Origin of the sequence: Marinomonas sp. A3A, assembly GCF_018336955.1 — a bacterium.
GTDB classification, from domain to species: Bacteria; Pseudomonadota; Gammaproteobacteria; order Pseudomonadales; family Marinomonadaceae; genus Marinomonas; species Marinomonas lutimaris.
The window spans coordinates 4,115,766-4,140,940 of the sequence record NZ_CP025532.1; the positions used below are offsets into that span (position 1 = coordinate 4,115,766).

Annotated in this window: 20 protein-coding genes; 10 read left to right on the forward strand and 10 right to left on the reverse strand. The window is 44.6% G+C overall.

Going from position 1 to position 25,175, the window contains the following annotated elements:
* Positions 1-417 precede the first annotated feature (417 nt).
* The 8 genes from CYL31_RS19330 (at position 418) to betA (ending at position 13,035) form a co-directional block, all read left to right on the forward strand.
* Positions 418-2,355 (forward strand): bifunctional 5-dehydro-2-deoxygluconokinase/5-dehydro-2-deoxyphosphogluconate aldolase, encoded by a 1,938-nt coding sequence (locus CYL31_RS19330; RefSeq protein ID WP_212916765.1) that lies wholly within the window; start codon positions 418-420, stop codon positions 2,353-2,355.
* Positions 2,356-2,366: 11 nt separating this feature from the next.
* Positions 2,367-4,217, forward strand: a complete 1,851-nt coding sequence (gene iolD / locus CYL31_RS19335; protein ID WP_212916766.1) for a 3D-(3,5/4)-trihydroxycyclohexane-1,2-dione acylhydrolase (decyclizing) — start codon at positions 2,367-2,369, stop codon at positions 4,215-4,217.
* A 42-nt stretch (positions 4,218-4,259) separates the two neighbouring features.
* On the forward strand, positions 4,260-5,159 hold the full coding sequence (gene iolE / locus CYL31_RS19340) for a myo-inosose-2 dehydratase (protein ID WP_212916767.1): 900 nt from the start codon (positions 4,260-4,262) through the stop codon (positions 5,157-5,159).
* Positions 5,160-5,241: 82 nt separating this feature from the next.
* On the forward strand, positions 5,242-6,744 hold the full coding sequence (locus CYL31_RS19345; protein ID WP_212916768.1) for a CoA-acylating methylmalonate-semialdehyde dehydrogenase: 1,503 nt from the start codon (positions 5,242-5,244) through the stop codon (positions 6,742-6,744).
* A gap of 262 nt (positions 6,745-7,006) precedes the next feature.
* Complete coding sequence (olsF, locus tag CYL31_RS19350; protein WP_212916769.1) at positions 7,007-8,737, forward strand: bifunctional ornithine lipid synthase OlsF; 1,731 nt, start codon at positions 7,007-7,009, stop codon at positions 8,735-8,737.
* A 524-nt stretch (positions 8,738-9,261) separates the two neighbouring features.
* Positions 9,262-9,567 (forward strand): isoamylase early set domain-containing protein, encoded by a 306-nt coding sequence (locus CYL31_RS19355; RefSeq protein ID WP_212916770.1) that lies wholly within the window; start codon positions 9,262-9,264, stop codon positions 9,565-9,567.
* A 307-nt stretch (positions 9,568-9,874) separates the two neighbouring features.
* Positions 9,875-11,332 (forward strand): betaine-aldehyde dehydrogenase, encoded by a 1,458-nt coding sequence (gene betB / locus CYL31_RS19360; RefSeq protein ID WP_212916771.1) that lies wholly within the window; start codon positions 9,875-9,877, stop codon positions 11,330-11,332.
* A gap of 35 nt (positions 11,333-11,367) precedes the next feature.
* Positions 11,368-13,035 carry a choline dehydrogenase gene (gene betA / locus CYL31_RS19365; protein ID WP_212916772.1) on the forward strand — a complete coding sequence of 556 codons (1,668 nt, stop codon included), beginning with the start codon at positions 11,368-11,370 and terminating at the stop codon, positions 13,033-13,035.
* A 131-nt stretch (positions 13,036-13,166) separates the two neighbouring features.
* Here betA and CYL31_RS19370 read toward each other — a convergent pair whose 3' ends face one another.
* Both CYL31_RS19370 and CYL31_RS19375 read right to left on the reverse strand, forming a co-directional pair.
* The gene (locus CYL31_RS19370) at positions 13,167-15,101 is read right to left on the reverse strand and encodes a bifunctional 2',3'-cyclic-nucleotide 2'-phosphodiesterase/3'-nucleotidase (protein ID WP_212916773.1); all 1,935 of its coding nucleotides are present in this window, start codon (positions 15,099-15,101) and stop codon (positions 13,167-13,169) included.
* A 389-nt stretch (positions 15,102-15,490) separates the two neighbouring features.
* Positions 15,491-16,168: a zinc metallopeptidase gene (locus CYL31_RS19375; RefSeq protein WP_212916774.1), complete on the reverse strand. Its 678-nt coding sequence runs from the start codon at positions 16,166-16,168 to the stop codon at positions 15,491-15,493.
* Positions 16,169-16,278: 110 nt separating this feature from the next.
* Here CYL31_RS19375 and CYL31_RS19380 point away from each other — a divergent pair, with 110 nt between their 5' ends.
* Both CYL31_RS19380 and mltA read left to right on the forward strand, forming a co-directional pair.
* On the forward strand, positions 16,279-16,857 hold the full coding sequence (locus tag CYL31_RS19380) for a DNA-J related domain-containing protein (protein ID WP_212916775.1): 579 nt from the start codon (positions 16,279-16,281) through the stop codon (positions 16,855-16,857).
* Positions 16,858-17,000: 143 nt separating this feature from the next.
* Complete coding sequence (gene mltA / locus CYL31_RS19385) at positions 17,001-18,188, forward strand: murein transglycosylase A (RefSeq protein WP_212916776.1); 1,188 nt, start codon at positions 17,001-17,003, stop codon at positions 18,186-18,188.
* Between the two features lie 97 nt (positions 18,189-18,285).
* On the opposite strand, the gene CYL31_RS19390 is transcribed toward mltA, so the two are convergent.
* The 8 genes from CYL31_RS19390 to CYL31_RS19425 all read right to left on the reverse strand — a co-directional run bounded on the left by CYL31_RS19390 (position 18,286) and on the right by CYL31_RS19425 (position 25,166).
* Entirely contained in the window at positions 18,286-19,191 is a 906-nt protein-coding gene (locus CYL31_RS19390) for an energy transducer TonB (protein ID WP_212916777.1), read from the reverse strand.
* Positions 19,188-19,619 (reverse strand): ExbD/TolR family protein, encoded by a 432-nt coding sequence (locus CYL31_RS19395; protein ID WP_212916778.1) that lies wholly within the window; start codon positions 19,617-19,619, stop codon positions 19,188-19,190. Before CYL31_RS19395 ends, CYL31_RS19390 begins: the two co-directional genes overlap by 4 nt.
* Positions 19,616-20,041, reverse strand: a complete 426-nt coding sequence (locus CYL31_RS19400) for an ExbD/TolR family protein (protein ID WP_212916779.1) — start codon at positions 20,039-20,041, stop codon at positions 19,616-19,618. The genes CYL31_RS19395 and CYL31_RS19400 overlap by 4 nt, the downstream gene beginning before the upstream one ends.
* Positions 20,031-20,711: a MotA/TolQ/ExbB proton channel family protein gene (locus CYL31_RS19405; protein ID WP_212916780.1), complete on the reverse strand. Its 681-nt coding sequence runs from the start codon at positions 20,709-20,711 to the stop codon at positions 20,031-20,033. Before CYL31_RS19405 ends, CYL31_RS19400 begins: the two co-directional genes overlap by 11 nt.
* A 196-nt stretch (positions 20,712-20,907) precedes the next feature.
* Positions 20,908-21,861, reverse strand: a complete 954-nt coding sequence (gene corA / locus CYL31_RS19410; protein ID WP_212916781.1) for a magnesium/cobalt transporter CorA — start codon at positions 21,859-21,861, stop codon at positions 20,908-20,910.
* A 295-nt stretch (positions 21,862-22,156) separates the two neighbouring features.
* The gene (locus CYL31_RS19415) at positions 22,157-22,900 is read right to left on the reverse strand and encodes an amino acid ABC transporter ATP-binding protein (RefSeq protein WP_212916782.1); all 744 of its coding nucleotides are present in this window, start codon (positions 22,898-22,900) and stop codon (positions 22,157-22,159) included.
* Positions 22,901-22,912: 12 nt separating this feature from the next.
* Positions 22,913-24,031 (reverse strand): amino acid ABC transporter permease, encoded by a 1,119-nt coding sequence (locus CYL31_RS19420; protein ID WP_212916783.1) that lies wholly within the window; start codon positions 24,029-24,031, stop codon positions 22,913-22,915.
* Position 24,032: 1 nt separating this feature from the next.
* Positions 24,033-25,166, reverse strand: a complete 1,134-nt coding sequence (locus CYL31_RS19425; RefSeq protein WP_212916784.1) for an amino acid ABC transporter permease — start codon at positions 25,164-25,166, stop codon at positions 24,033-24,035.
* Positions 25,167-25,175 lie beyond the last annotated feature (9 nt).

Genomic DNA, 25,175 nt, shown 5'->3' on the forward strand with positions numbered 1-25,175 from the left:
GTTAGATTAAGGTGGGATTCTTTTATTATTTCCAAATTAATAAATGACCAGTAGCGTTCATTTGGTCGTTATACATTTTATTGGAAGCAACCGAGTTCACACACCTAACAAGATATAGATTTGCCGCTTAAAACATAAAAAACGTTTTTTTTTGAAAAAATTAAAATATTTGTTTCATTTCGCTGGCATGAAAAGGCGATAAAAACACCAAATAAAACACCCAAGCATTTGTTTTTAAACAGCTTTTATATATTAAAATCAATATCGAATATTTCATTCTAATCTATTGAAAATATGGAATATATATTCTAATATCATCTCAGATATATTTAACAATAAAAAAAACAGCCACTTCATTTTCGACAAAGTACTAATTCACCTTGTTGTCATTTCGGCTGATATGGGAGATGAAGAACCATGCTCAAAGATAAAACGTTAGATCTTATTTGTCTTGGACGCGCAGCAGTCGATATGTATTCAGAGCAAATAGGCAGCCGTTTAGAAGACGTTAGCAGTTTTGCAAAATACCTTGGTGGCTCATCAGGCAACATGGCATTTGGTACAGCGCGTCTTGGCTTAAAAAGTGCTATGTTAACGCGCGTTGGTAATGAGCACATGGGGCGCTTCGTAAAAGAAGAATTAGCCCGCGCCGGTGTCGATACCAGCCACGTTATTACTGATCCAGAGCGCTTAACGGCCTTGGTAGTACTCGGCATTAAAGACCAAGACACTTTTCCATTAATTTTCTACCGCAATGATTGTGCCGACATGGCCGTCAGTAAAGACGACTTTGACGCTGATTTTATTGGCTCAGCAAAAGCGCTTGTTATTACTGGCACTCACTTCTCTACAGAAAGCACTTACGAAACCAGTAAACAAGCTATTGCCTACGCTAAACAAGCGGGCACAAAATGCGCTTTGGACATCGACTACCGTCCAGTTCTTTGGGGATTAACCAGCCCTGGCGATGGCGAAACACGTTTTATTTCCAATGAAAAAGTCTCTGCTCACTTACAAAGTATTTTGGCTGATTTTGATCTTATCGTTGGGACAGAAGAAGAAGTTCATATTGCAGGTGGCAGCACAGACACTATCACGGCCCTGAAAAAGATCCGTGAGCTAAGTAGTGCCACTATCGTACTTAAACTTGGTTCTCAAGGCTGTACAGTACTTGAAGGTACAATCCCTGACTCTATGGATGAATTTGAACTGCATGTTGGCGTTCGCGTAGATGTACTCAACGTGCTTGGTGCTGGCGATGCTTTCATGAGTGGTTTCTTGCGAGGCTGGATTCGAGGCGAGTCAGCAGAGCAATCTTGCACTTATGCAAATGCATGTGGCGCTTTGGTTGTATCTCGCCATGGTTGTGCTCCAGCGATTCCAAGTGCAGAAGAATTAGATAATTACATAGCTCGTGCAGCACAAATTAAACGCCCAGATTTAGATCGTGAACTAAATCATTTACATCGTGTCACCACAGAACGATTACCTTACGACTGGCAAGATCTATGTATTTTTGCCTTTGATCATCGTAAACAACTCTTTGATATGGCTCGTGAAGAAGGTGCAGATCCTTCTCGCATTAAAAGACTCAAACGTCTATTGGTTGATGCATTAGATGTTGGCGCTCGCGAGCTAGGCGGTAGCCAATACGGCGTATTAATCGACGACACTTATGGTCAAGATGCACTAAATGCCGTTACAGGTCGTGGCCTTTGGATTGGTCGCCCTGTCGAGTTGCCAAGCTCTCGTCCTATCGAATTAGAAGGTGGCCGCAGTATTGGCTCACGTCTAAAGAGCTGGCCAAAAGAACACATCGTAAAATGCCTTGTTTTCTATCACTCTCAAGATGAAATAGAAATGCGTGCCGCTCAAGAACGTCAAGTTGTAGAGTTGTATAAAGCCTGCTGTGCTTCTGGCCACGAACTCTTACTGGAAATTATTCCTCCACGCGACAAAGACTTCGACGACAGTCTATTCACTGACTCGATCAAACGCTTCTATCACTTAGATGTGCGCCCAGACTGGTGGAAACTACCACCTCAGTCTAAATCGAACTGGCAGGCCATTACAGACATTATTCATCATCATGACAAACACTGCCGTGGTGTAGTGATGTTGGGGCTGGATGCGCCAATGAACGAACTAAAAGAAGGTTTTGCTAACAGTGCAGGATTTAATATCTGCAAAGGCTTTGCCGTTGGTCGCTCTATTTTTAGTGAGCCAAGCCGTGCGTGGTTGGGCAATCGTTTTGATGACCAACAACTTATCGATGCCATCGTATCGAACTATTTGGAATTAGTGTCCTACTGGAAAGAACGCCACAACACTCAGCCACAACAGAAACAGGCTTAAAGGAAATCCACATGACAACAATAAAACTTACCATGGCCCAAGCCGTCGTCCGATTCATGATGGCGCAAAAAATAGAAACAGATAACGGCATCCAGCCTATGTTTGCAGGTGTATGGGGGATTTTTGGTCACGGCAACGTCGCAGGCCTTGGAGAAGCGCTTTATCAAGTAAAAGACAAACTTCCGACTTATCGCGCGCACAATGAACAAGGCATGGCACACGCTGCTATTGCTTATGCAAAAACGAAAAATCGCCAACAAATGATGGCCTGCACTGCATCTGCGGGCCCTGGTGCCGTAAACATGGTAACGGCTGCTGCTGTTGCCCATGTGAACCGTATTCCGGTTTTATTTCTTCCTGGCGATACTTTTGCTACTCGCATGCCTGACCCAGTATTACAGCAAGTAGAAAGCTTTCAGGATATGACCATCACATCGAATGATTGTTTCCGCCCAGTTAGCCGATTTTTCGATCGTATTACTCGTCCAGAACAACTAATCACAGCATTGCCACAAGCCATGCGTGTATTGACCGATCCAATTGAATGTGGCCCTGCAACGTTAGCATTACCGCAAGACGTTCAAACCATGGCGTTCGACTACCCAGTGAGTTTATTCGATGAAAAAATCCATCGTCTACGTCGCCAAACGCCTGATTTTTATGAGCTAAATGATGCTTTAAAACTAATTAGACAAGCTAAAAAGCCAGTCGTTATTGCTGGTGGTGGTCTTCATTATTCTAGTGCATTAAAAGAATTTGACGCATTTGTCAGTCAGTTCCAACTACCAGTTGGCGAAACACAAGCCGGCAAAGGTGCGCTTCCTTGGGACCACAAACACAACATGGGCAGCATAGGTGTAACTGGTGCTGCATCAACGAATAATCTATGCGCCGATGCAGATCTTATTATTGCGGTAGGCACACGCCTTGGGGATTTCACCTCAGGCTCTCGTTCTCTTATAAACCCAAATGCAAAAATAGTGAGCCTAAACGTGGCTTCCTTTGATGCGATCAAACATAAGAGCCAAGCATTAGTAGGTGACGCCAAATCAACGCTTCCTCTATTAAGTAAAGCTCTGCAAGGTTGGAAAATAGAACCATCTTGGATCAAAAAAGCCGAAGCAGAACGCGTTAATTGGCAACAGGTTGTCGACAAAGTGACAACTGATCGAGGAACGAGTTTACCAAGCGATGCCGAAGTTGTTGGAGCTGTAAACCGTGCCGCTGGCGAAAAAGACATGGTGGTTTGTGCAGCAGGAGGTTTGCCTGGTGAACTACAAAAACTGTGGCGTACTCGTTATAACCGCGGCTATCACATGGAATACGGTTATTCCTGCATGGGTTATGAATTAGCTGGCGGTTTAGGCGCAAAAATGGCGAGTCCAGAGTCCGAAGTTTTCGTTATGGTAGGCGATGGTTCTTACTTAATGCTGAACTCCGAAATAGCTACTTCGGTGATGTTAGGGAAAAAAATCATCGCCGTTGTATTGGATAACCGCGGTTTTGGCTGTATCCATCGCCTACAACAGTTTTGTGGTGGCCCTGGTTTTAACAATATGTTGGACGACTGCCTAACTACACCAGAAGGTGCACCAAAAACAGACTTTGCAGCTCATGCCAAAGCACTCGGTGCGAACTCAGAAAAAGTGAGTACTATTTCCGAGCTAGAAGCAGCTCTAGAGCGTGCAAAAGCATCGCCGATTAGCTACCTAATTACGCTCGATACCGATCCGACCATTGTCACAGAAGGTGGCGGTCATTGGTGGGATGTGGCTATACCAGAAGTGTCTGAGCGCGAGCAAGTCCGCCAAGCAAGAAAAAACTACGACGCTCATAAAGAACGCCAATTTAAAAATTTGTAACACTCAACATCATTTAGCATTTACTGATCGGAGAATAATAATATGAGCGTCAGAATCGGCATTAACCCATTAACATGGACAAACGACGATCTACCAACACTGGGAGCAGAAACCTCCCTTGAAACCTGTTTGACAGAAGGCAAACAAGCAGGCTTTAGCGGCTTCGAATTAGGCCAAAAATTCCCTCGCACGCCAGAAGTGCTTGGCCCTATCTTAAAAGCGCATGGTTTGGACTTGGTTTCAGGCTGGTTCAGCGGCGAATTATTAACTCGCAGTGTAGAAGAAGAGATCGAAGCCATTAAACCTCATCTTCACTTATTAAAATCCCTTGGTGCGAAAGCCATGGTGTACTGCGAAGTAACAGGCTGTATCCATGGACAAATAGAAACCCCATTGTCGCACCGCCCTATTATCAGCGAAGAAAAGATCGCTGAAATGAGTAAGAAGCTGACTCAAGTCGCAGACTACTGCCTATCTGAAGGCGTTCAAATTGCTTACCACCATCACATGGGAACCGTCATTGAAAGCCAACACGAAGTTGACTTGTTGATGAAATACACCGGCCCTTCTGTTGGCTTACTTTTAGATACGGGCCACATGACTTTTGCAGGCGGTAATCCATTAGAAGTTCAAGCAAAACACGCGGATCGTATCATTCACGTGCATTGCAAAGATCTCCGCCCTGAGATCTTAAAAGACGCTAAAAACCGCGATATAAGCTTCTTGAATGCGATGTTAAATGGCGTATTTACTGTACCTGGCGATGGCTTTATCGATTACAGCAGCTTGTTCAAACAACTTAAAGCCAGCAACTATTCAGGTTGGTTAGTGGTAGAAGCAGAACAAGATCCAGCCGTTGCGCACCCATTAACTTACGCAACGCTTGGAGCAAACAACCTAAAAGCGCTATGCGCTGAATCTGGGTTAGAAATCGTAAAATAATCGCCCTCTTTTATTCATGAGGCTAACGCTAGATGAATAGTGTTAGCCTCAACAAAAACACATGCAAACGTTAGGTATTCTCATGAAAACATTAGGTAACTACATTAACGGTCAGCAAATTGCCAGCCAAAGCGGCCGTACAGGTCCAGTCTACAATCCAGCAACTGGCGCACAAAGTCTTAGTGTTGCACTTTCTAGTGCCGACGAAACTCGCACTGCGATTGAATCAGCACAAGAAGCGTTCAAAACATGGAGCAAGGTCACACCACTTAATCGTGCTCGTGTCATGTTTAAATTTAAAGCATTGTTAGAACAACACGCAGACGAAATCGCAGAGATGATCACCAGCGAGCACGGTAAAGTATTTTCCGATGCCAAAGGTGAGTTAACCCGTGGTATCGAAGTAGTAGAATTTGCTTGTGGCATTCCACACCTACAAAAAGGCGAACATAGCCTAAACGTTGGTCGCGGTGTAGACAGCATGTCTTTGATGCAGCCTCTTGGCGTTTGTGCGGGCATTTCACCGTTCAACTTCCCAGCCATGGTTCCAATGTGGATGTTCCCTGTTGCCATTGCCAGCGGTAACACTTTTGTGATGAAACCATCAGAAAAAGACCCTTCTGTTCCTCTACGTTTGGCAGAGTTACTTACTGAAGCGGGTCTTCCTGACGGCGTTTTCAATATCGTTAATGGTGACAAAGAAGCGGTAGACGTTTTACTAACGGATGAACGAGTACAAGCGGTTAGTTTTGTCGGTTCCACACCTATTGCTGAATACATTTATGCAACGGCCTCTGCTCACGGTAAACGCGTGCAAGCGCTTGGCGGTGCCAAAAACCATATGATCGTCATGCCAGATGCAGATCCAAGCCAAGTCGTTGGTTCCCTAATGGGAGCAGCATACGGCTCAGCGGGGGAACGTTGTATGGCGATTTCTGTTGCTGTCTGTGTAGGCGATGACGTTGCCGATAATTTGATCGACAGCTTAAGTATCGAAATCGACGGAATGCGCGTCGGCCCAGGTGTCGGCTTGCCAGAAGAGGCTCACATGGGCCCAGTTATCTCCAAAGAGCATTGCGCAAAAATCAAAGACTACATAGGTATCGGGGTGGAAGAAGGCGCAACTTTGGTTCGTGATGGTCGCGATTTTGTCTATCCAGGCAATGAAAATGGTTACTTCGTCGGACCGACCTTGTTCGACAATGTGAAACAAGGCATGCGCATCTATAACGAAGAAATTTTTGGCCCTGTTTTATGTGTTGTTCGTGCTAGCAGTTACCAAGAAGCATTGGATATGATCAATGCCCACGAATATGGCAATGGCACGTCGATCTTCACTCGTGATGGCGATACCGCTCGTCAATTCTGTGAAGACGTTCAAGTGGGCATGGTTGGCGTGAATGTGCCAATTCCTGTGCCAATGGCATTCCATAGTTTTGGTGGCTGGAAACGCTCCTTGTTTGGCCCATTGCACATGCACGGTCCAGATGGCGTGCGCTTCTACACTCGCATGAAAACCATCACAGCACGCTGGCCAACAGGCCTTCGCGCTGGTGCAGAATTCTCAATGCCAACGATGAAGTAAGCATTTATAGACATAGTACCAAGCAAAGTTTTTCCCAATACTATTCTATGTAACGGGATCACCCTAGCTCAGTCGCAGATTGTTTATTGTCTAACTCTCTAGTAAGCGACTTTTTAGCCCACTTTTTGGTGGGCTTTTTTTTATCTCGTATTCATTAATATTTCAGGTCATATATCCGCCATACAAACGTCACGCTTCTGTCATATTAACGCTCTACTCTCATTAATAAGATATCTAAAACTTATTAGAGCGGAGCGTCACTGTGATACAAGTCGAGCAAATGATTGCCAGTAAATCCCCTCAGTTTTTCGATAAAAGCCCATTTATCACTCGCCCAACGTTAAGCGTGCTAAAGCGCTTATTCCACGAAAGTGAAGTAAACCAATTCCTGGAAAAAAACAACGGCTGTGTCGGCTTCGAATTTATTGATCGAGTACTGGATCACTTCAACTTTAGCTATCAAGTGAGCCAAGTTGATCGTCGAAATATCCCAGCTAGTGGACGGGTGATGATCATCGCCAATCACCCTCTTGGCGCCTTAGATGGTCTCGCTTTACTTCGATTAATCGGTGAAATCCGCCCAGATGTGAAAATTGTCGCCAATGATTTATTAATGGGCTTTGACGGTTTAAAGCAGCTGGTGCTGCCTGTCGATAACCTTGGTGGAAAAACCGGACGCCAACAGCTGAAAGCCATTATGAGCTGCTTACATAATGAAGAAGCGGTGATTATTTTCCCTGCCGGCGAAGTGTCTCGAATGTCGCCAAGCGGCGTAAAAGATCAGCACTGGAATCAGAACTATCTTAAGCTAGCGCAAAAAACCAACAGCCCCTTGTTACCGGTTCACATTGGCGGCCGAAATTCTATGCTGTTTTACACCAGCTCTATTTTGTATCGTCCGCTTTCCACAATACAGCTAGCTAACGAGATGTTCCGCCAACGAAATCGTAAAATCCCCATGCAAGTTGGCCAAGCCATTCCGATTCAAGAACTGGCAAAATTACCTTTAAGTGATAAAGAGAAAAACAAACTAGTAAAACGCCATTTGTACCGTATAGCCAAAGGCAAAAAGCCACTGTTAAAAACCGAAAAAACCGTTGAGCATCCGCAAAATAGACAGATGATCAAACAAGAGCTCAAAATAGCCGAGCATCTTGGCAGCACCAAAGACAACAAACAAATTTACTTGGTTGATTACGATCCGATGTCGATAACGATGAAAGAAATTGGTCGTTTGCGCGAAATCGCCTTCCGTAAAGTCGGTGAAGGCACAGGCGAGCGCTCTGATTTAGACAAGTTCGACCAATATTATCGTCATTTGATTTTATGGGATGAAGAAGAGCTCGAAATCGTTGGCGCTTATCGAATTGGCGAAGTCGCTAAATATATGAAATCAGACACGCCAAATCGTATCTACAGCGCCGAATTGTTCCAATACTCTTGCGATATGGAGCCCTACTTCGAACAAGGCATTGAACTTGGACGCAGCTTTATTCAACCAAAATATTGGGGCAAACGCAGCTTAGATTATTTGTGGTACGGTATTGGCGCATATTTAGACAGACACCCTGAAATCCGCTACATGTTTGGTCCTGTAAGTCTAAGCAACAGCTACCCACAAGTGGCAAAAGATTTCATCGTCTCCTTCTACAAACTCTATTATGCAGACAAGGAGCACTTGGCGCGTTCATTCACGCCTTATCAAGTAAACGCAGAGCACTCTGACATCATTTCAGGCATGTTCAGCGGCGATGACTATGAAGAAGACTTTAGAATACTCAAAGAACAGCTCAGCCACTTTGGCGCCAGCGTACCGACACTGTTCAAACAATATAGTGAGTTGTGCGAGACGGGCGGAGTTCGCTTCTTAGACTTTGGTGTCGATGCCGACTTTGGCTACTGCGTGGACGGTTTAGTCCTAGTAGACCTAAATACAGTCAAAGAAGCGAAAAACAAACGTTACCGAGGTCACAACGCTGGCAATCAACCCTAACTCTAACTATCGCGAATCATGGTGATGTCCACGATAGTGGCGACTATGGGCATGATGACCATGAGCGTGATGTCCATGTGAATGGTCGTCTTCTTGTTGCCCAGATCGTTTGAAGAAAACAAGATAAACAATCTTAATGATCAGCATTACACTTAATAGGATAAGAACGACTGTTTGAATTTCCATAAAAACACCTCGTTATTTTTGTTGGTGTTATTTGAGTATAGGACATGAAAACTGTCTAAAATGTGAATTTACTGTTTAAAACGCATACAGTTTTGTAAGCCCTGAAATAGCGCATCTAACATCATGTTAGACACTAAAATGGATCGGGGCAGATAAAACCCAAAGCAAGCAATCAAGATTTTTGTTTAAGAATTAATCAGTTATAAAATATGGCGTAAGCTTTGCTTTACGAATAAAAGAGCTTATTCAAAAAATCGTTTAAAAAACACGTTTCATCTACCCTCGGGCTTTTGCAGTAGCCTTACAAATTTGTCTATCGTTAGACCATGGAGCTGGAAATGATTGAGAAAACCTATTTAAAAACCAAACCTGAATGCAAAGTGAAATTCGCCTTACCTGCTGAAGCGATTGGTGATGCCAAAAGCGTCGCTGTCGTTGGTGACTTTAATAATTGGGACAGCACAGCCAACCCAATGAAAAAACAGAAGTCTGGTATTTTTGTGTCGACTCTTAACTTGGATATCGAAACCTCGTACCAATTTCGTTATGTTCTGGACGGCACAGAATGGCTAAACGATGACATGGCTGACGCCTATGTTCCAAGCCCTATCAGCTACGACACCAACGGCGTCATCAGCCTGTAGTAGCACTTCTTAGTTTCTATACTGCCACAAACAATGCGTCTCGATTTTAGACTTTAAGCCGAGACGTTTTGCCTCTCTCTGCCTTGCTTTGAGGGATGTCTTATGCCCAATATTCCCACATTCAATCAGTAATACTCTTCGTACCATAACGTCATCTTTTTGCCCCAAAACCACTAATTCATGGATTCAAGCTGCAATTTATAGTCAAAATATGTACAATTGTTTTTATTAAACGCGCGTTTAATAAAAACTCAAATATCTCAATGCCCTCCAAACAGAGCATTGAACAGACATAAAGAGGCACATCATGGCACATCAGCAGCAATACATTCATGGCCGCTACCATGCATCCACCAGCGGTGAACACTTTGAGACAATCAACCCTGCGACAGGCGAAGTGATTGCAACAGTAGAACACGCAGGACAAGCTGAACTAGATGCTGCTATTAAGTCTGCAAAACAAGGTCAAAAAGTGTGGGCCGCAATGAGCCCTGTTGAACGCGGACGCATCCTTAAAAAAGCCGCTGAGCTATTGCGTGAAAACAATGAAGAACTTGCACGTCTCGAAGTATTGGACACAGGCAAGCCACTTCAAGAAGCCATTTGCGTAGACATTCAAACGGGCGCTGACGTGATCGAATATTACGCAGGCCTAACCGATAAAATCCAAGGCGATTACCAAGACCTTGGCAATGGCAACTTCTTCTACACTCGTCGCGAGCCACTTGGTATTTGCGCTGGCATCGGCGCATGGAACTACCCTATTCAAATCGCTATGTGGAAATCTGGTCCTGCGCTGGCTGCGGGTAACGCGATGATCTTCAAACCATCAGAAGAAACACCACTTACTGCGCTTAAACTGGCTGAAATATACACCCAAGCAGGCTTGCCTGATGGTGTTTTCAACGTCATTCAAGGGGACGGTCGTACAGGTCAAATGATCACCAACCACCCAGACATCGACAAAGTCTCTTTCACTGGTGAAGTGGGAACAGGCAAAAAAGTCATGGCCGCTTCTGCGCAATCTTTGAAGCAGGTAACCATGGAACTTGGTGGTAAATCGCCAATGATCATCTTCCCAGACATGCCTGTCGATCAAGCAGTTTCTGCGGCGATGCTAGCCAACTTCTACACACAAGGCGAAGTTTGCACCAACGGTACTCGTGTATTCGTTCACGCTGACATGCTGGACGCTTTCACTAAAGAACTAAAAGAACGTACTGAAGCCATGATTATTGGCGATCCAATGGATATGAACACGCAAGTCGGCGCGTTGATTTCCAAAGACCACATGAAAAAAGTCTTGGGCTACATTCAAGCGGCGAAAGACGCTGGTGCGACCTTGTTATGCGGCGGTTATCAAGTCACTGAAAACGGCTTAGACAAAGGCGCCTTTGTTGCTCCGACTGTCTTCACTGATTGCACCGACGACATGCCACAGGTACGTGATGAAATCTTCGGCCCTGTGATGTCTGTGCTTAGCTTCACCGACGAAGACGAAGTTATTGCTCGCGCTAACGACACCAAACTTGGTTTGGCCGCTGGCGTCTTCACCAAAGACTTTGCTCGCGCCCATCGCGTTATCAGCCAAATGCAGGCTGGTATTTGCTGGATTAACGCATGGGGTTCTTCTCCTGCTGAAATGCCAGTGGGCGGTTACAAAGAGTCTGGTATCGGTCGTGAAAACGGCATCGAAACTTTGTACCACTACACACAAACCAAGAGTGTCTTTGTTGACCTAAACGACATTCAAAGCCCTTACTAAGCGAAGCGCTTAACTCTTAATAGATGAGAACAGTCATGGCAAACGAAACGTACGATTACATTATCGTCGGTGCTGGCTCCGCAGGCTGTGTGCTAGCCGATCGACTGACAGAAAGTGGCGAACACAAGGTGTTGCTATTGGAAATGGGCGGCTCAGACAAGAGCGTCTTTATCCAAATGCCAACCGCCTTGTCTTACCCAATGAACACGACAAAATACGCGTGGCAATTCCACACAGACAAAGAACCAGGTCTTGATGGCCGTGAAATGCATTGTCCACGCGGCAAAGTACTAGGCGGTTCATCGTCTATTAACGGCATGGTTTATGTGCGTGGTCATGCGTGTGATTTCGACCAGTGGGAAGAAAACGGCGCCAAAGGTTGGAACTACCAAACTTGCCTGCCTTACTTTAAAAAAGCCGAAACATGGAAAGGCGGCGCGGACTTATACCGTGGCGGCGACGGCCCATTGTCGACCAACAACGGCAACGACATGACCTACAACCCGCTTTACCAAGCCTTTATCGATGCAGGCGAAGAAGCCGGTTACGGCAAAACTGACGACTACAACGCGTTTCGTCAGGAAGGTTTTGGCCCAATGCACATGACGGTAAAAAATGGCGTGCGTGCTTCTACGTCTAACGCCTATTTACGTCGTGCTATGCAACGCCCTAACTTGACGCTAAAAACGGGCGTGCTAAGCCATAAAGTATTGTTCAATGGCAAAACCGCCACAGGCATTGAATTCAGCAAAAACGGTCAAACCCAACAAGCAACGGCCAGCAAAGAGGTCATTCTTTCAGCAGGCTCAGTTGGCTCACCTCAATTATTGCAACTGTCTGGCGTAGGTCCAAAAGACGTACTAGAAAAAGCTGGCGTTCCTGTGCTTCACGAATTACCAGGCGTGGGTGAAAACCTGCAAGATCATTTGGAAGTCTACTTCCAGTACTACTGCAAGAAGCCTGTGACGTTAAACAGCAAACTTGGCTTGATCAGCAAAGGCTTGATCGGTACCCGCTGGATGTTATTTAAAACGGGCCTTGGCGCAACCAACCACTTTGAATCCTGTGGTTTTATTCGCTCTCGTGCGGGTCTTAAATGGCCAAACATTCAATATCACTTCTTGCCAGCCGCCATGCGTTACGATGGTCAAGCAGCAGTTGAAGGTCATGGATTCCAAGTACACGTTGGCCCAAACAAGCCAGAAAGCCGTGGTAAGTTATGGATTGAATCTGCTAATCCAGCGGCGAAGCCGCGCATCTTGTTTAACTACATTTCTACCGAACAAGACAAGCAGGACTGGCGCGACACCATCCGCCTAACTCGTGAAGTGTTGCAACAATCCGCACTAGACGATTATCGTGGCGATGAAATTCAGCCAGGCATGAATATCCAGAGCGATGAAGAAATCGACCAATGGGTAAAAGAAAACGTGGAAAGTGCTTATCATCCATCTTGTACTTGTAAGATGGGCGACGACAACGACCCAATGGCCGTGTTAAACGAGCAGTGCCAAGTGCGAGGTCTCGAAAACCTACGAGTGGTGGATTCGTCTATTTTCCCGACTATCACCAACGGTAACTTGAATGCGCCGACTATCATGGTGGCAGAAAAAGCCGCCGACATGATTTTGGGCAAAGACGCCTTGCCAAGCCTAAACGCGCCCGTTTGGATTCACCCAGAGTTTGAAACCAAACAGCGTTAATAAAAGGCAAAAAAGCTCACAAAAAAACGCCTGCTAAATCCTAGCAGGCGTTTTTTTTGTTTAGGCGCTTCGTTCTATTTCAATAGCCGTTATTGCAACTCAGCTATTTCATCTGAGCTATTTCATCTGAGCTATTTGATCTGAAACACAGCAAAACCATTTTCATCTAAAGACTGATACATCATGTTTTTAGCCGCGGCTTCTTTTGCTTTTGGCGAGCTTGTAAACAAGACTTTTGCTTTGCCAAACTCGGTAAACGACCAATTGCCGTCAGCCGCTGGATTTATGGTTGTCTGGCTCAGTAAGTAATTTGCTACCACATCACGGTTTTTGTCTGGGGCATCAATCACGATGGTTTCACCATTCAGGTTAGGGAAATGACCGCCGCCGCCAGCGCGATAGTTATTGGTTGCTACCAAGAACTCATCTTTCATTCTTAATGGTTCGCCGTTAAACATCGCCTTGGTAATACGATGCGCGTCTTTATTCACCACTTCCCCATCTCCGTTGTAGCGAGCAGGCTGGGTGACATCGATCTTGTAAGAAATACCATCAATCACATCGAAGTTATAGGTTGGGAAAGACGCATTCACCAACTGTTGAGGCTCAGTTACATTAGGGTCGATCTGATTAAACTGCCCAGCAGCCGCTTCTAACCATTCCACCACTTGCGCACCAGTCAACTTCACCACTTTTAAATCGTTCGGGTAGATGTACAAATCACTGACGTTTTTCAGGGCGATATCGCCTTTTGGCACATCCGTGTAATAGTCTGGACCACCGCGACCACCAGCCTTAAACGGCGCTGCCGCAGATAAAATAGGCAAGCCTTCATAAGACGTACCACGAACAATGTTTTCCACATACCAAATCTGCGCATTGTTCACGATCTGAATGGATGGATCATCCTGCACGAGTGCAAAGAAGCTATTAATGTCTGCAGTGGATTCACCCACTTTGCGACGCATATAAGCCAAAGTACCTTCGTGTTCGGTTTTCACAGCGTCATTAATGCTCGCATCGGCTTCAACCAAAGCTACAGTAGTTCGGCCTTCACGGCGAGAGATGGCACGCACTTCGGCCTTGCCATCGGCAACTTTCCAACCATTACCCGCTGGCTCTAGTTTTAAATCAATCACCCCAAGGTGAGATCCCCAGAACCCAGGCATAGTGGCAGGCTTACCAAACACCGTGCCTTTTTCGCCATCCACACCTTCAAAAGCGTCTAATGCTTTGTCGCCAGGAAAAATGCGATGAGAGTGACCAAATAAAATCGCATCAATGCCGTCTACTTTTGCAAGATGATAAGACGCGTTTTCTTCGCCTTTCATGTAAGGCGAGTTCATCATGCCACTGTGTGGAATCGCAATAATCACATCCGCGCCTTTGGCTTTCATTTCAGGCACGTATTTATTAGCGGTTTCGATAATGTCTTTGGCAATAACTTTATGGGTTAAATTGTCTTTATCCCAGGTCATAATTTGCGGTGGTACAAAACCAATGTAACCGATTTTGACCGTTTGTTTTTTGCCGTCAGAATCGACGAAGGTTTTGTCTTTGATGATATAAGGTTGGAAGTAAGGCTGATCGTTAGACGCATCGTTATCGCCATCGTCCACATAGACATTCGAGTTAACGTAAGGGAAATTAGCGCCACTTAAACTCTTCATTAAAAAGTCTAAGCCATAGTTAAATTCGTGGTTACCGATATTACCCACATCGTAATCCAACAAATTCATCGCTTTAAACGCAGGATGCGTCTCACCAAAGCGCAGCACTCGACCTTTGGCAACATAATCGCCCAACGGCGTGCCCTGTAATAAGTCACCGTTATCCACCAACACAGAGTTCGTCACTTCCGCACGCGCCGCTTTTATCAAGGTCGCAACACGAGACAAACCAACCGCATCACTTTGCTTATCGCCGTAGTAATCGTAATCCACCAAATTCATGTGAATATCCGTGGTTTCCATGACCCGCAAGTCAATAGTAGAAGCCTGCGCCATCGCAGCAAACAACAAAGAAGAGGCGAAAAGCGTCGCGCCCTTAGGAACAAAAAACGTCATGCAAAAACTCCATTCATACAATCATCTGCGTATCAAAATACTAACCAAAAAGTCAGTTTTCATATTAAGACGATTTTATGCGAAGTTCATGCCTTTTTTATGACAGTTGTTTATCGATTTTGTGTGTATAAGAAGGTCAAATACGTCGGATTACGCTCGTGCCTCTCTCATCCGACCTACAAGGTTTAATGCATCCATACAATGAGAACCAAACGGCGTTTTGATGAGGTAGGCGTACTTTCCTTAAGTTAGAGAGTGAAGATAAACGCCGTTTGGTTCGAGTCTTGTGAGGACGTGATCTGTCGGCCTGAAGACGCGACTTACATCAACACGTCGGATTACGGTCGTGCCTCCCTCATCCGACCTACGAGGCGGAGTAAAGAAGGGAGTTAGCGTTTAAACCATCGCCACACGAAGAGTACTTTGATTAACGCAGCAGCGACGTAGGTCATGGCGCAGGCGGTTAAGATGCGTTTCACTTTGGGTAGATCTTCCTGTGGGATGTAGTTGCCTTCTCTCAATATGGGTAGTGCTTTGTTGAAGCTGGCGTCCCATTCTTCCGGCAGTATCGCGACTTGTACCAGCACGGCTAATAAACCTGACATGCCAACCACCAGCGCATGAAGCGCTACGGCGTAAGGCAAATGCAGCAGCACCGAAATCAGCGGCCAGCCGAGTAACAGCCCAGCGGTAATACGACGGGCAAAATGCGCCAAGGGTAAATAGCGAGAACTTAAATGAGAGATCTTTTGTTTCTTTTCATGAGCAATGGCGTGCCCTACTTCATGAGCAGCCACGGCGACAGCAGTTAATGAGCGACCATTAAGTACACTCGGGCTAAGGCGAACCGCATGTTGGCCAAAGTCGAAATGGTCTTGGCCTTCTTTTGCTGCTTCTACTTTTACGTCATTCAGCTCAAACCGTTTCACTAAGTGGGTCGCGAGTTCGCCACCTGTGCCCGCTAAATCGTCACGATCCGTGGCGTAGCGTTTTAAGGTAAATTTTACCCAAGCGCTTGGCCCAACAAATAATAAAAGAGCAATGACAATACCAATAATCCATAACATAACGTTGTCTTTCTACTATCCAAATTAACAAAAAATATCTGGCTCAACTTTGACCCTTTTTAGGTTCATCACATACACTGTAATAAATGCCTAAAGTATACGAGCTAGATATGAAAAATCCTTTAGTTGGTCCGATTCTCGCGATCCTAAAAAACCATCCAAATGGTATGAGTGAGTTTGACATACTAAAAGCGTTAAAAGATCAGCTACCAGAATTTAGCAAGCTTGCCGACGATGCCAACTTGCAGCTATTTCGCCAGCATTTTCTTATCATGAATGCTTTGTATCAATTACAAAGCAGCCTTTGGCAAGAAGAAAACCTGATGTTAAACATCAGTGCACTTCGAATCCATCTACTTAGCGCATCAGAGATCCAATTGTCTGCCAGTACCAGTTTAAACGACAGCGTAGACGCAAAGTTAGCTGCTTACTATTTAGACTGGGAGGAGTACGAAAAAACCGATGAAGATGAAGTTTCTCGCCTTCTCAATAGCTTCTACAAAGGCATTAGTTTACCTGGTAACCGAGACTCTGCACTCAAAACCCTACAAATCGACAGCAATAACCCAACCAAAGCAACAATAAAACAACAGTACCGCAAGCTGGCCCAAAAACATCATCCAGACAGAGGCGGCGACCAAGACATTTTCATTGGACTCAGGCAAGCCTACGAATACCTGATGTTCTAAACACTAACGCTGGGAAAGTGTAAAACTCCCCTTCAGTCATTGCTTTCATTTCTATAAAAATCCAAGATGAACCTCGCTCTTCTTGTGCGGTCAAAATGCTGCATATAGTTACTTTACCGATTCATTTTATAGAAATAGGGCTTATGATTTTTTCTTCTTTTTTACGACACCTTTTACCCTCTAAAACACATCGCCGCTTCCTAATCCGCCCACTTTGTCTCATTTCTTTTACTCTACTTAGTAGTTGCAGTGTAAACGAAATCGACAACTCCAATGACTTTGAAAACAATGGTCGAGACACCGCGGCACTAAAGCGTGACACCTTATATTTAAAGGAAAGTCTTCCACCTGGCTTGCCAATGCCAGATGCCAGTTTCGAAAGTGGCTTACAGCAACAACTAAAGTACTTGAACCGTATTGGCGATAAAGATTTCGTACTTGAAAATACACAAACCAGTGTGGCGGATTTGAAAATCGTTGCACAAGAAATTGGTAAATGGCTACACAATCCCGCACAGCAACCGCAATTAATTGCTCACCAATTAGCAGGGCAAGATCAAAGAGGCAACGTACAAATAACTGGCTACTATGTGCCTATTTTGCCAGTCCGACACTTACCAGATGAAGTTTACCGCTATCCGCTTTACCGTAAACCAGCACAACGAAATGCCGACGGAAAATACCCGTCTCGTGAACAGATAGATTTTGAAAATGCACTGGCCGGACAAGGATTGGAAATCGCCTATACATCCAGTTTAGTCGACAATTTTTTCTTGCACGTACAAGGTTCCGGCGTAGTCGAGTATGAAAATGGCGAACGCAAACTCTTATCTTGGGGCGGCGTTAACGGACATCCTTATCGAAGCTTAGGAAAAGTGCTTATTGAAAAAGGCGAGATTGACCGAGCCAATATTTCGGCTCAAAGCATTCGCCAATGGCTAAGTGATCACCCAGATCGTAATCGTGAAATTCTATCTACCAACCCAAGTTATTTGTTTTTTAGCGAAGGCCCTCAAAATCCTGTTGGCGCAGCTAACGTGCCATTAACACCTTTGTATTCTGCTGCAGTGGATCCAAAAGTCATTCCTCTTGGCTCTATTCTGTTGGCTCAAGTTCCTAAACTAGACGTTTATGGTAATTTAATCGGTCATGAGTTTCGTCTCTTGCTCGCCCAAGACAAAGGTGGCGCAATTAAAGGACCAGGGCATATCGATTGGTACCAAGGCGTAGGCGAGGAAGCGCACATTCATGCTGGTCAGTTAAAACATTTTGGCAAGGTTTGGTTATTGCTTCCAAAAAATCCAACACCTGAAAAGCTGATCGCACGCTAACCTTATTTCCAACAATGAAACGAAAACGCCGCGCTTTGATATTCAAAGCGCGGCGTTTCTTTGTTATCCAGCTCTTGATTTTATATTAGTTTGATCATCACATAAGGTCACTTAGCTTAAAGGACACGGGTAAGTTGATCCGTAACTCAGTTTCCGCCATTTCCTTTGAAAATTTAGGCAAAGGCGTAGAACGCTTTATCATATCCAATACCGCATTATCCAAACGTTTATGACCTGAACTCTCGGTGATCTTTACGTCTGATACAGAACCATCCGCGTGAGCAACAAAAGACAAGGAAACAACGCCCTCTTCATTGCGGCGACGGGATGCTCTTGGATAACGTTTATTCTGAGCAAATATCGATGTTAACTGTGTAAAATAGTTTGCCTTAGCGCCAGGATTACCGCCACTCGTTGCCGCGTTTGAGCTTCCTGTTGTTGCTTTTTGATTCGCCATTGATGGCGGTGCAACTTGTTTAGGAGCGGCTTTTACCACTGGCGCCGCTTTTTTCGGCTCTGGCTTTGGCTCAGGTTTCGATTTCGGTTTTGGCTCTGGTTTTGGCTCTGGTTTTGGCTTAGGCTCAGGCTTTTTAACTTCGATTGGTGATGCTTGCTTGATTTCAACAGGCTCTGGCTCTTTGATGATTTCTGGCTCAACAACAGGTTCTGGCTCAACGACTGGTTCTGGTTCAACCACAGGCTCTGGTTCAACCACAGGTTCAGGCTCAACCACAGGTTCAGGCTCGACTTCTGGTTCAACTTCTTCTTGAACCTCTTCAATCGGCTCTTCTACTGCTTCCTCAACCTCTTTTACTTCTTCTTGAGCAGCTGTATTTTGTGCCGCAGCACCAAGATCACCAACCATTCCCAAATCGAACTCAATGCCTTGATTACCTGCGGCCTGACTACCTGCTGTTGGGGCATAAAATACGGCATAGAAAGCGCCAGCGTGAACAGAGAGAGCCAGACCACCAGCAATAATCCAATGACGCTTGGAAATCATTTATTCCCTCGCTCAAGCTGTGTCGCCAAACTTACTTTTGTAAGACCCGCTAAACGCACCTGATTAAATATCGGTCGTAGCTTTTCTAGAGAAATAGCACCATCGGCTTTGATTTGTACCCAAAAGCCCTCTTTATCTGAAGCAGAAGCAAACTGCTGCTCTAGATAGGCTTGAACATCATCGATGGCAAACAGCTTGTCATCAACATAAAGACTATCATCGGCGCCCAATACAATTTCAATATTGGGATCTGTAACAGCGCGGTTATCATTAATAGATTGTGGAGGCATTACAGGAATAGGATCTGCTTTTTGAATTTGCCCCGCCACCATAAAAAACACCAACATCAGAAACACCACGTTAATCAGTGGCACCATGTTGTCGTCGCTGCTGGCGTTTCTCGCGGCGTATTTTTGACCTATTTTCATTTTGTCTCCGGCGGCATCGCAAAAGCATTCGCAATAGACACGGTTTTTGCGCCATTGAGTTTTAAGCGATCAGCAAGATGCATCAAGGTCTGTAAGGTCACTCCGTCTTCTGCTTTGATGATAAAAACACCCTCGTTATGATCTGTGACGAGTGTTTGAAAACGGGACTGATCGGAGAAACTAACTGCTTTTCCATCAACCCAAACCTGATCATCATTTTGCTTCAATGTCAGGATAAGGTTGTCTTTTTCTTGAGGCGGCGTTTGAACATCGGATGCCACAGATAACGGTGTATCAACGATGCGCCAAGGCACAAAACTTGAGGTCAACATAAAAAACAACAGCAAGATAAACACCACATCGATTAGTGGTGTTAGGCTAATTGCGTTTTTACGTTTGGGCTGAGAAAGGTTAAGCGGCATGCAACATCTCTTGGTTGGCCTTTTCGACTAGATGCTTAGCCTGCTTGCTAGTAAAAACCTGAGTAACAGCATCATTCATGTTGTGTGCAATACGTTCTACTTTTCGCTCTAACCAGCTTTGCAGTGTGACGACGGGAATCGCTACTGCCAAACCCACTGCGGTGGTTAACAGCGCCTGCCAAATACCACCAGATAATACGGAAGGATCAACTTGGTTTCCCGCACCTTCCATTTGCTGGAAAGCGGTGATCATACCCAATACGGTACCTAGCAGACCTAACAATGGGCTCAAGGTCGCAATAATTTCTAAAGGACGTAGAAAAGAGCGAAGTTGATTTAGCTGATTCATCGCTCGGCGCTCTACTTCCTCACGAATCAAATCGGCACTGGTATTCGCGGCTAACAAAGCGCGCATGGTATAACCTACTAAAGCATCGATAGGACGTTTTTCATCTAACTGCTCAAGCGCTTTTTCACCATTTTCGTCACTACGCCATTCATCTAAGGCTAAATTACTGGTTTTTAAACTCTCCGCGCGAAGTGAAGAAAACTGCCACAGTTTTAACAAAACAATTGTCAAAGCAACGACAGAAAATACCATCAGTATCCATACCACAGGTCCACCGACCTGCAAAAAGTCGACTATTTTCTGCTGTACTGAATCTTCCACGACACTCTCCAAAGAATAAAAAACATTAAACAAATGGTAGTCATTCTCAACCGCATTTTCAATAAGTAATTACTCAAATAAAAAGATATACAGGGCAGAAATGCACAGTAACTGTAAAGGCTAACAAGAAAAGCTGCATAACCATGTCAAACTCAACAAGATCATGCAGTTTTATAGAAGAAAGAAAATAAGCGGCTTACAACCAGCCGCGGTGTTTAAAATACCAATAAGGTGCAAATGCTGAAAACACCATCAAGCCTAACGCTGCCGGATAGCCGTAATCAAAGCCCAATTCAGGCATGATTTTAAAGTTCATCCCGTAAATACTGGCAACCAAAGTTGGCGGTAAAAACACCACCGAAGCGATAGAGAAAATCTTGATGATTTTATTCTGTTCAATGTTAATAAAACCCTGTGTCGAATCCATCAAGAAGTTGATTTTATCGAACAAGAAAGTCGTATGAGACATCAAGGTTTCCACGTCACGCATGACCTCACGAAGAGTTTCTGAATAGTCTTGTCGATTAGGTAAGTGACGCAGCAGAAAAGAAATATTGCGTTGCGTATCCATCAGACAAAGACGAATTTTGCCGTTACTGTCTTCTAAGCGCGCCAATTTTTCAATAATCGTATCCAGCTCTGTCTCGTCGTCTTCGAGTACAAGATGGCTCACACCTTCCAACTGACGATGATAATCTTCTAGCGTATCCGCGTGGTTCTCGACTTTATTTTCAAGTAAAGTCACCAACAAATGAGCGGCTGAATCCACCACAATGTGACCTCGTCGCGCACGCATACGTAACAACCTAAAATCAGCTAATTCTGTTTCACGAATGGTGATCAGCCTGCCTTGCTGCAAGATACAAGCAACGGTTGACGTTTTATGGCGCCCTTCCGTTTGATTTAAAAACAATGAGTGAACATGAATGCCTGCTTGGTCAACGAAGCAACGAGCGGACGCTTCAATCTCTTCGACATCATCGGATTCGGGAAGGTCTGTTCTCAATAACGCCTTAAGCTGTAATCGCTCATCGTCATCGGGTTCTGCGGCGTCAATCCAGTTCGCCTCTTTTTGAAGGGTGGCAAAATTCTCATCTTCTTTGGAAATTTCTTGAATCAATCCATTGCGGATTTTAAAAAATCTTAACATGCTACTTCCTCGATATGCTCGGCACCTTATTTCAGCCTAATCACGTAATTTGGCACGGCTCGCAACCTATAGAATAAACACTGGAGATGTGTGTTTTATGACGTTGAAATAGGTTTGTATGGTTGCAAGAGCACTTATTGTATCTCACGCAGGAAAGAAACAGCAGGACAAAAAAAGAGGCAATACAGTGTGAACTGAATTACCCCCAAAAAGACCTTTTCCCTGGGAGGAGATGGTCCACTTCTTATCGAGTTGGATAAGAAACTTTAAATTTCATTGCTAAAACCAAAAAAAATCAATGCGCTAAAATTTGATCCAAGAAAACTTTGGCCCGCTCTGTTTTTGGCTTCACGAAAAATTCTTCTGGCGGTGATATCTCAATTACACTGCCCGCTTCCATAAAGACAATTCGATCCGCGAATTCTTTGGCAAAACCCATTTCGTGAGTTACACAAATCATTGTCATACCGTCTTTCGACAATGAGCGCATAATTTCCAGCACTTCAGAAATCATTTCAGGATCAAGTGCTGAGGTTGGTTCATCAAATAACATAATGTCAGGAGACATAGTTAGCGCTCTGGCGATGGCAACACGCTGCTGCTGACCACCAGACAGTTGACCTGGATACTTCTGCTCTTGATCACCGATTTTCACTTTATCAAGCAAATCACGCGCGACTTCATTCGCCTGTGCCACTGACATACCCAACACATGACGTAAACCAAAAGTACAGTTATCTAGCACCGTCATATGGGGGAAAAGATTAAAGTGCTGAAACACCATCCCCGTATGACGACGAATTTTCTCAATGTCTTTAACATTGTCACGGATGGTGATATCGCAAATAGTGATATCTCCTTCGTCGTGTTGCTCTAAATTATTAAGGCAACGAATCAAGGTGGATTTCCCTGAACCAGAAGGTCCACAAATTACGATGGTTTCGCCTTTGGCTACTGCTAAATCGATATCGCGCAGCGCATGATATTTACCGTACCATTTATTAACTTGATCCAGCTTTACTACTGTTTGTTCAGACATAATGCATTCCAATTAATGTTTTGTGCGTTTGATACGTCGCTCTAGATGCGCGCCGTACTGTGCAATAGAAAAACAAGCGATGAAGAAAAACGCCGAAATAACGATTGGACCTTCTGCATGAAGACCAAGCCATTCCGCGTTATGAAAAGTCGCATTAATCGCGCCCATAACTTCTAATAAACCAAGAATCATCACCAAGGTGGTTTCTTTAAATAAACCAATGAAGTTAGTAATTAGCGCAGGGACTGAATTACGTAATGCTTGCGGCATAACTACATACGCCATAGTTTTCCAGTAGCCACAGCCCATCGCATAAGAGGCTTCAATTTGGCCTTTTGGCACAGCTTGGATCGCACCTCGAATGATCTCTGCTTTGTACACAGCCGAAACGAAAATCAGCACGAACAAGACTCGGAACAATACGTCGATAGATACGCCACTTGGCAAGAAAAGCTGCAACACTAAAGACGCCATGAACAAGAAGGTAATCACAGGTACAGAACGAATAATCTCGATGTAGCCGATGCAAGCCCAACGCAAGATAGGCAACTGTGAACGCCGGCCCAATGCTAAAAGAATGGCCACAGGCAATGATAAACACATGGCAATAATGCCCAAGAAGAAGGTCAGCGTCAGGCCACCCAACGCACTGGTTGAAATGTCTTCAAAGATAAAGCCACCTTTAAGCAACAACCAAAGCACAACAGGCAAAACGAGGATATAAACCACGATCCATTTTTGTGGAATTCGTTGGCTAAACAATAAAGGAAAGGCAAAAAGCCCCACGGCAAATGCCGAGTTCACTCGCCATTGCTCTGATTCAGGAAAAGGTCCGTAGATGTAATAATCCATGTATTGTCGGATCGGAATCCAACACGCAGCGCCCGGAGCACAATCCGCACGGCTTGTTCCACTAAAGGTGGCAGAGAAAAACAGCCAATCTAAAGCTTTTGGCAACAGTAAACACAAGAGTGCAATAATGGCCAAAGTGACTAAACTGTCTAGCCAAGTGTTGAAAAGGTTACGTTTTATCCACACAACAACTCGGCTAAAACTTAAAGGCGTCGATTTTTTTGCTCTCGCTTCAATCGGCTTACCGGTTATTTTTTCGATGCTCGCTTGATGATTCATCTTATCGCCCTTTCAACTGCATAGCTTTGTTGAAACGTCCCATAATGGCCGCCAGTATCAGATTCAAAATCCCATAACTCACCATCACGATCACGATGCACTCAATGGCTTGGCCTGTAATATTTAAACTACTCCCACCCATGGTGCCCATAATGTCCATAAAGCCAACCACCGAACCCAATGCAGCGGCTTTTAGTACGTTGATATAAATAGACGTCATTGGCGGAATAATAGAATGTAGAGCTTGCGGAATAATCACCTTATTCATCACCACATTAGGTTTAACGCCAAGCGCTAAACCGGCTTCCATTTGCCCTTTTGAAATAGCCAAAATACTGCCTCGAATGACTTCTGAACCATGCGCCGAAGAGTAAGTACTCACTGCGATTATAAGCATTATAAATTCTGGAGGAAGCGTCCAACCATGTTTGAAGTTAAAGCCAACTAATTTAGGTGAAGTAAAGCTAATAACTGGCGTAAATACGAGGCTTGCCAACACCACCAAAACGACGGTCATCAGCAGCACAGAGACAATACGTCGTCCTGCTGTAGAGACTCTTTTGTTGACCAAAAAGCACAATACAATCCATAACGCAGCAAACACTAAAGATGCCAGCAGACCGTAATTCCATTCAACACTAGGAATGGATAAACCACGATTTGAAAGAAACGATACATCTCCAAAATTAAACGCCTGACGCACACTTGGCAGCATCAGCGACAAGGTATACCAAACTGAAATATGCACCAAAATAGGTACGTTACGAACATATTCAACAAGGCAAAGAGACACTTTAGACAATAAGAAATTCTGCGACAAACGCATAATAGCCAAACACAAAGCAAGCACAGTTGTTAGCAAAATAGCCACAACGGCAAACGCAATCGTATTGACCATACCCGCTGCCCACGCCATTAAATGCGTAGAGGTTTTTGGATCATAGTGAATCAAGCTATAGCTAATATCGTAGCCTGCACGCTGAAAGAGAAAATCAAAGCCGCTAGTCAAACCCGCATCGCGCATATTGGTCGCAGCATTTAGGACAAGATAAGTAATCCCAAAACAAATGACTGCAAAAAATACGAGCTGTATCAGAGTGTCTCGAACTTTTCGGTTATATAAAAAAGAATGCATAAACAACTG

Coding starts and splice junctions, on each gene's coding strand:
- CYL31_RS19330 (WP_212916765.1), top strand. CDS start 418: ATGCTCAAAGATAAAACGTTAGATCTTATTTGTCTTGGACGCGCAGCA.
- iolD (WP_212916766.1), top strand. CDS start 2,367: ATGACAACAATAAAACTTACCATGGCCCAAGCCGTCGTCCGATTCATG.
- iolE (WP_212916767.1), top strand. CDS start 4,260: ATGAGCGTCAGAATCGGCATTAACCCATTAACATGGACAAACGACGAT.
- CYL31_RS19345 (WP_212916768.1), top strand. CDS start 5,242: ATGAAAACATTAGGTAACTACATTAACGGTCAGCAAATTGCCAGCCAA.
- CYL31_RS19355 (WP_212916770.1), top strand. CDS start 9,262: ATGATTGAGAAAACCTATTTAAAAACCAAACCTGAATGCAAAGTGAAA.
- betB (WP_212916771.1), top strand. CDS start 9,875: ATGGCACATCAGCAGCAATACATTCATGGCCGCTACCATGCATCCACC.
- betA (WP_212916772.1), top strand. CDS start 11,368: ATGGCAAACGAAACGTACGATTACATTATCGTCGGTGCTGGCTCCGCA.
- CYL31_RS19370 (WP_212916773.1), bottom strand. CDS start 15,101: ATGACGTTTTTTGTTCCTAAGGGCGCGACGCTTTTCGCCTCTTCTTTG.
- CYL31_RS19375 (WP_212916774.1), bottom strand. CDS start 16,168: ATGTTATGGATTATTGGTATTGTCATTGCTCTTTTATTATTTGTTGGG.
- CYL31_RS19380 (WP_212916775.1), top strand. CDS start 16,279: ATGAAAAATCCTTTAGTTGGTCCGATTCTCGCGATCCTAAAAAACCAT.
- mltA (WP_212916776.1), top strand. CDS start 17,001: ATGATTTTTTCTTCTTTTTTACGACACCTTTTACCCTCTAAAACACAT.
- CYL31_RS19390 (WP_212916777.1), bottom strand. CDS start 19,191: ATGATTTCCAAGCGTCATTGGATTATTGCTGGTGGTCTGGCTCTCTCT.
- CYL31_RS19395 (WP_212916778.1), bottom strand. CDS start 19,619: ATGAAAATAGGTCAAAAATACGCCGCGAGAAACGCCAGCAGCGACGAC.
- CYL31_RS19400 (WP_212916779.1), bottom strand. CDS start 20,041: ATGCCGCTTAACCTTTCTCAGCCCAAACGTAAAAACGCAATTAGCCTA.
- corA (WP_212916781.1), bottom strand. CDS start 21,861: ATGTTAAGATTTTTTAAAATCCGCAATGGATTGATTCAAGAAATTTCC.
- CYL31_RS19415 (WP_212916782.1), bottom strand. CDS start 22,900: ATGTCTGAACAAACAGTAGTAAAGCTGGATCAAGTTAATAAATGGTAC.
- CYL31_RS19420 (WP_212916783.1), bottom strand. CDS start 24,031: ATGAATCATCAAGCGAGCATCGAAAAAATAACCGGTAAGCCGATTGAA.
- CYL31_RS19425 (WP_212916784.1), bottom strand. CDS start 25,166: ATGCATTCTTTTTTATATAACCGAAAAGTTCGAGACACTCTGATACAG.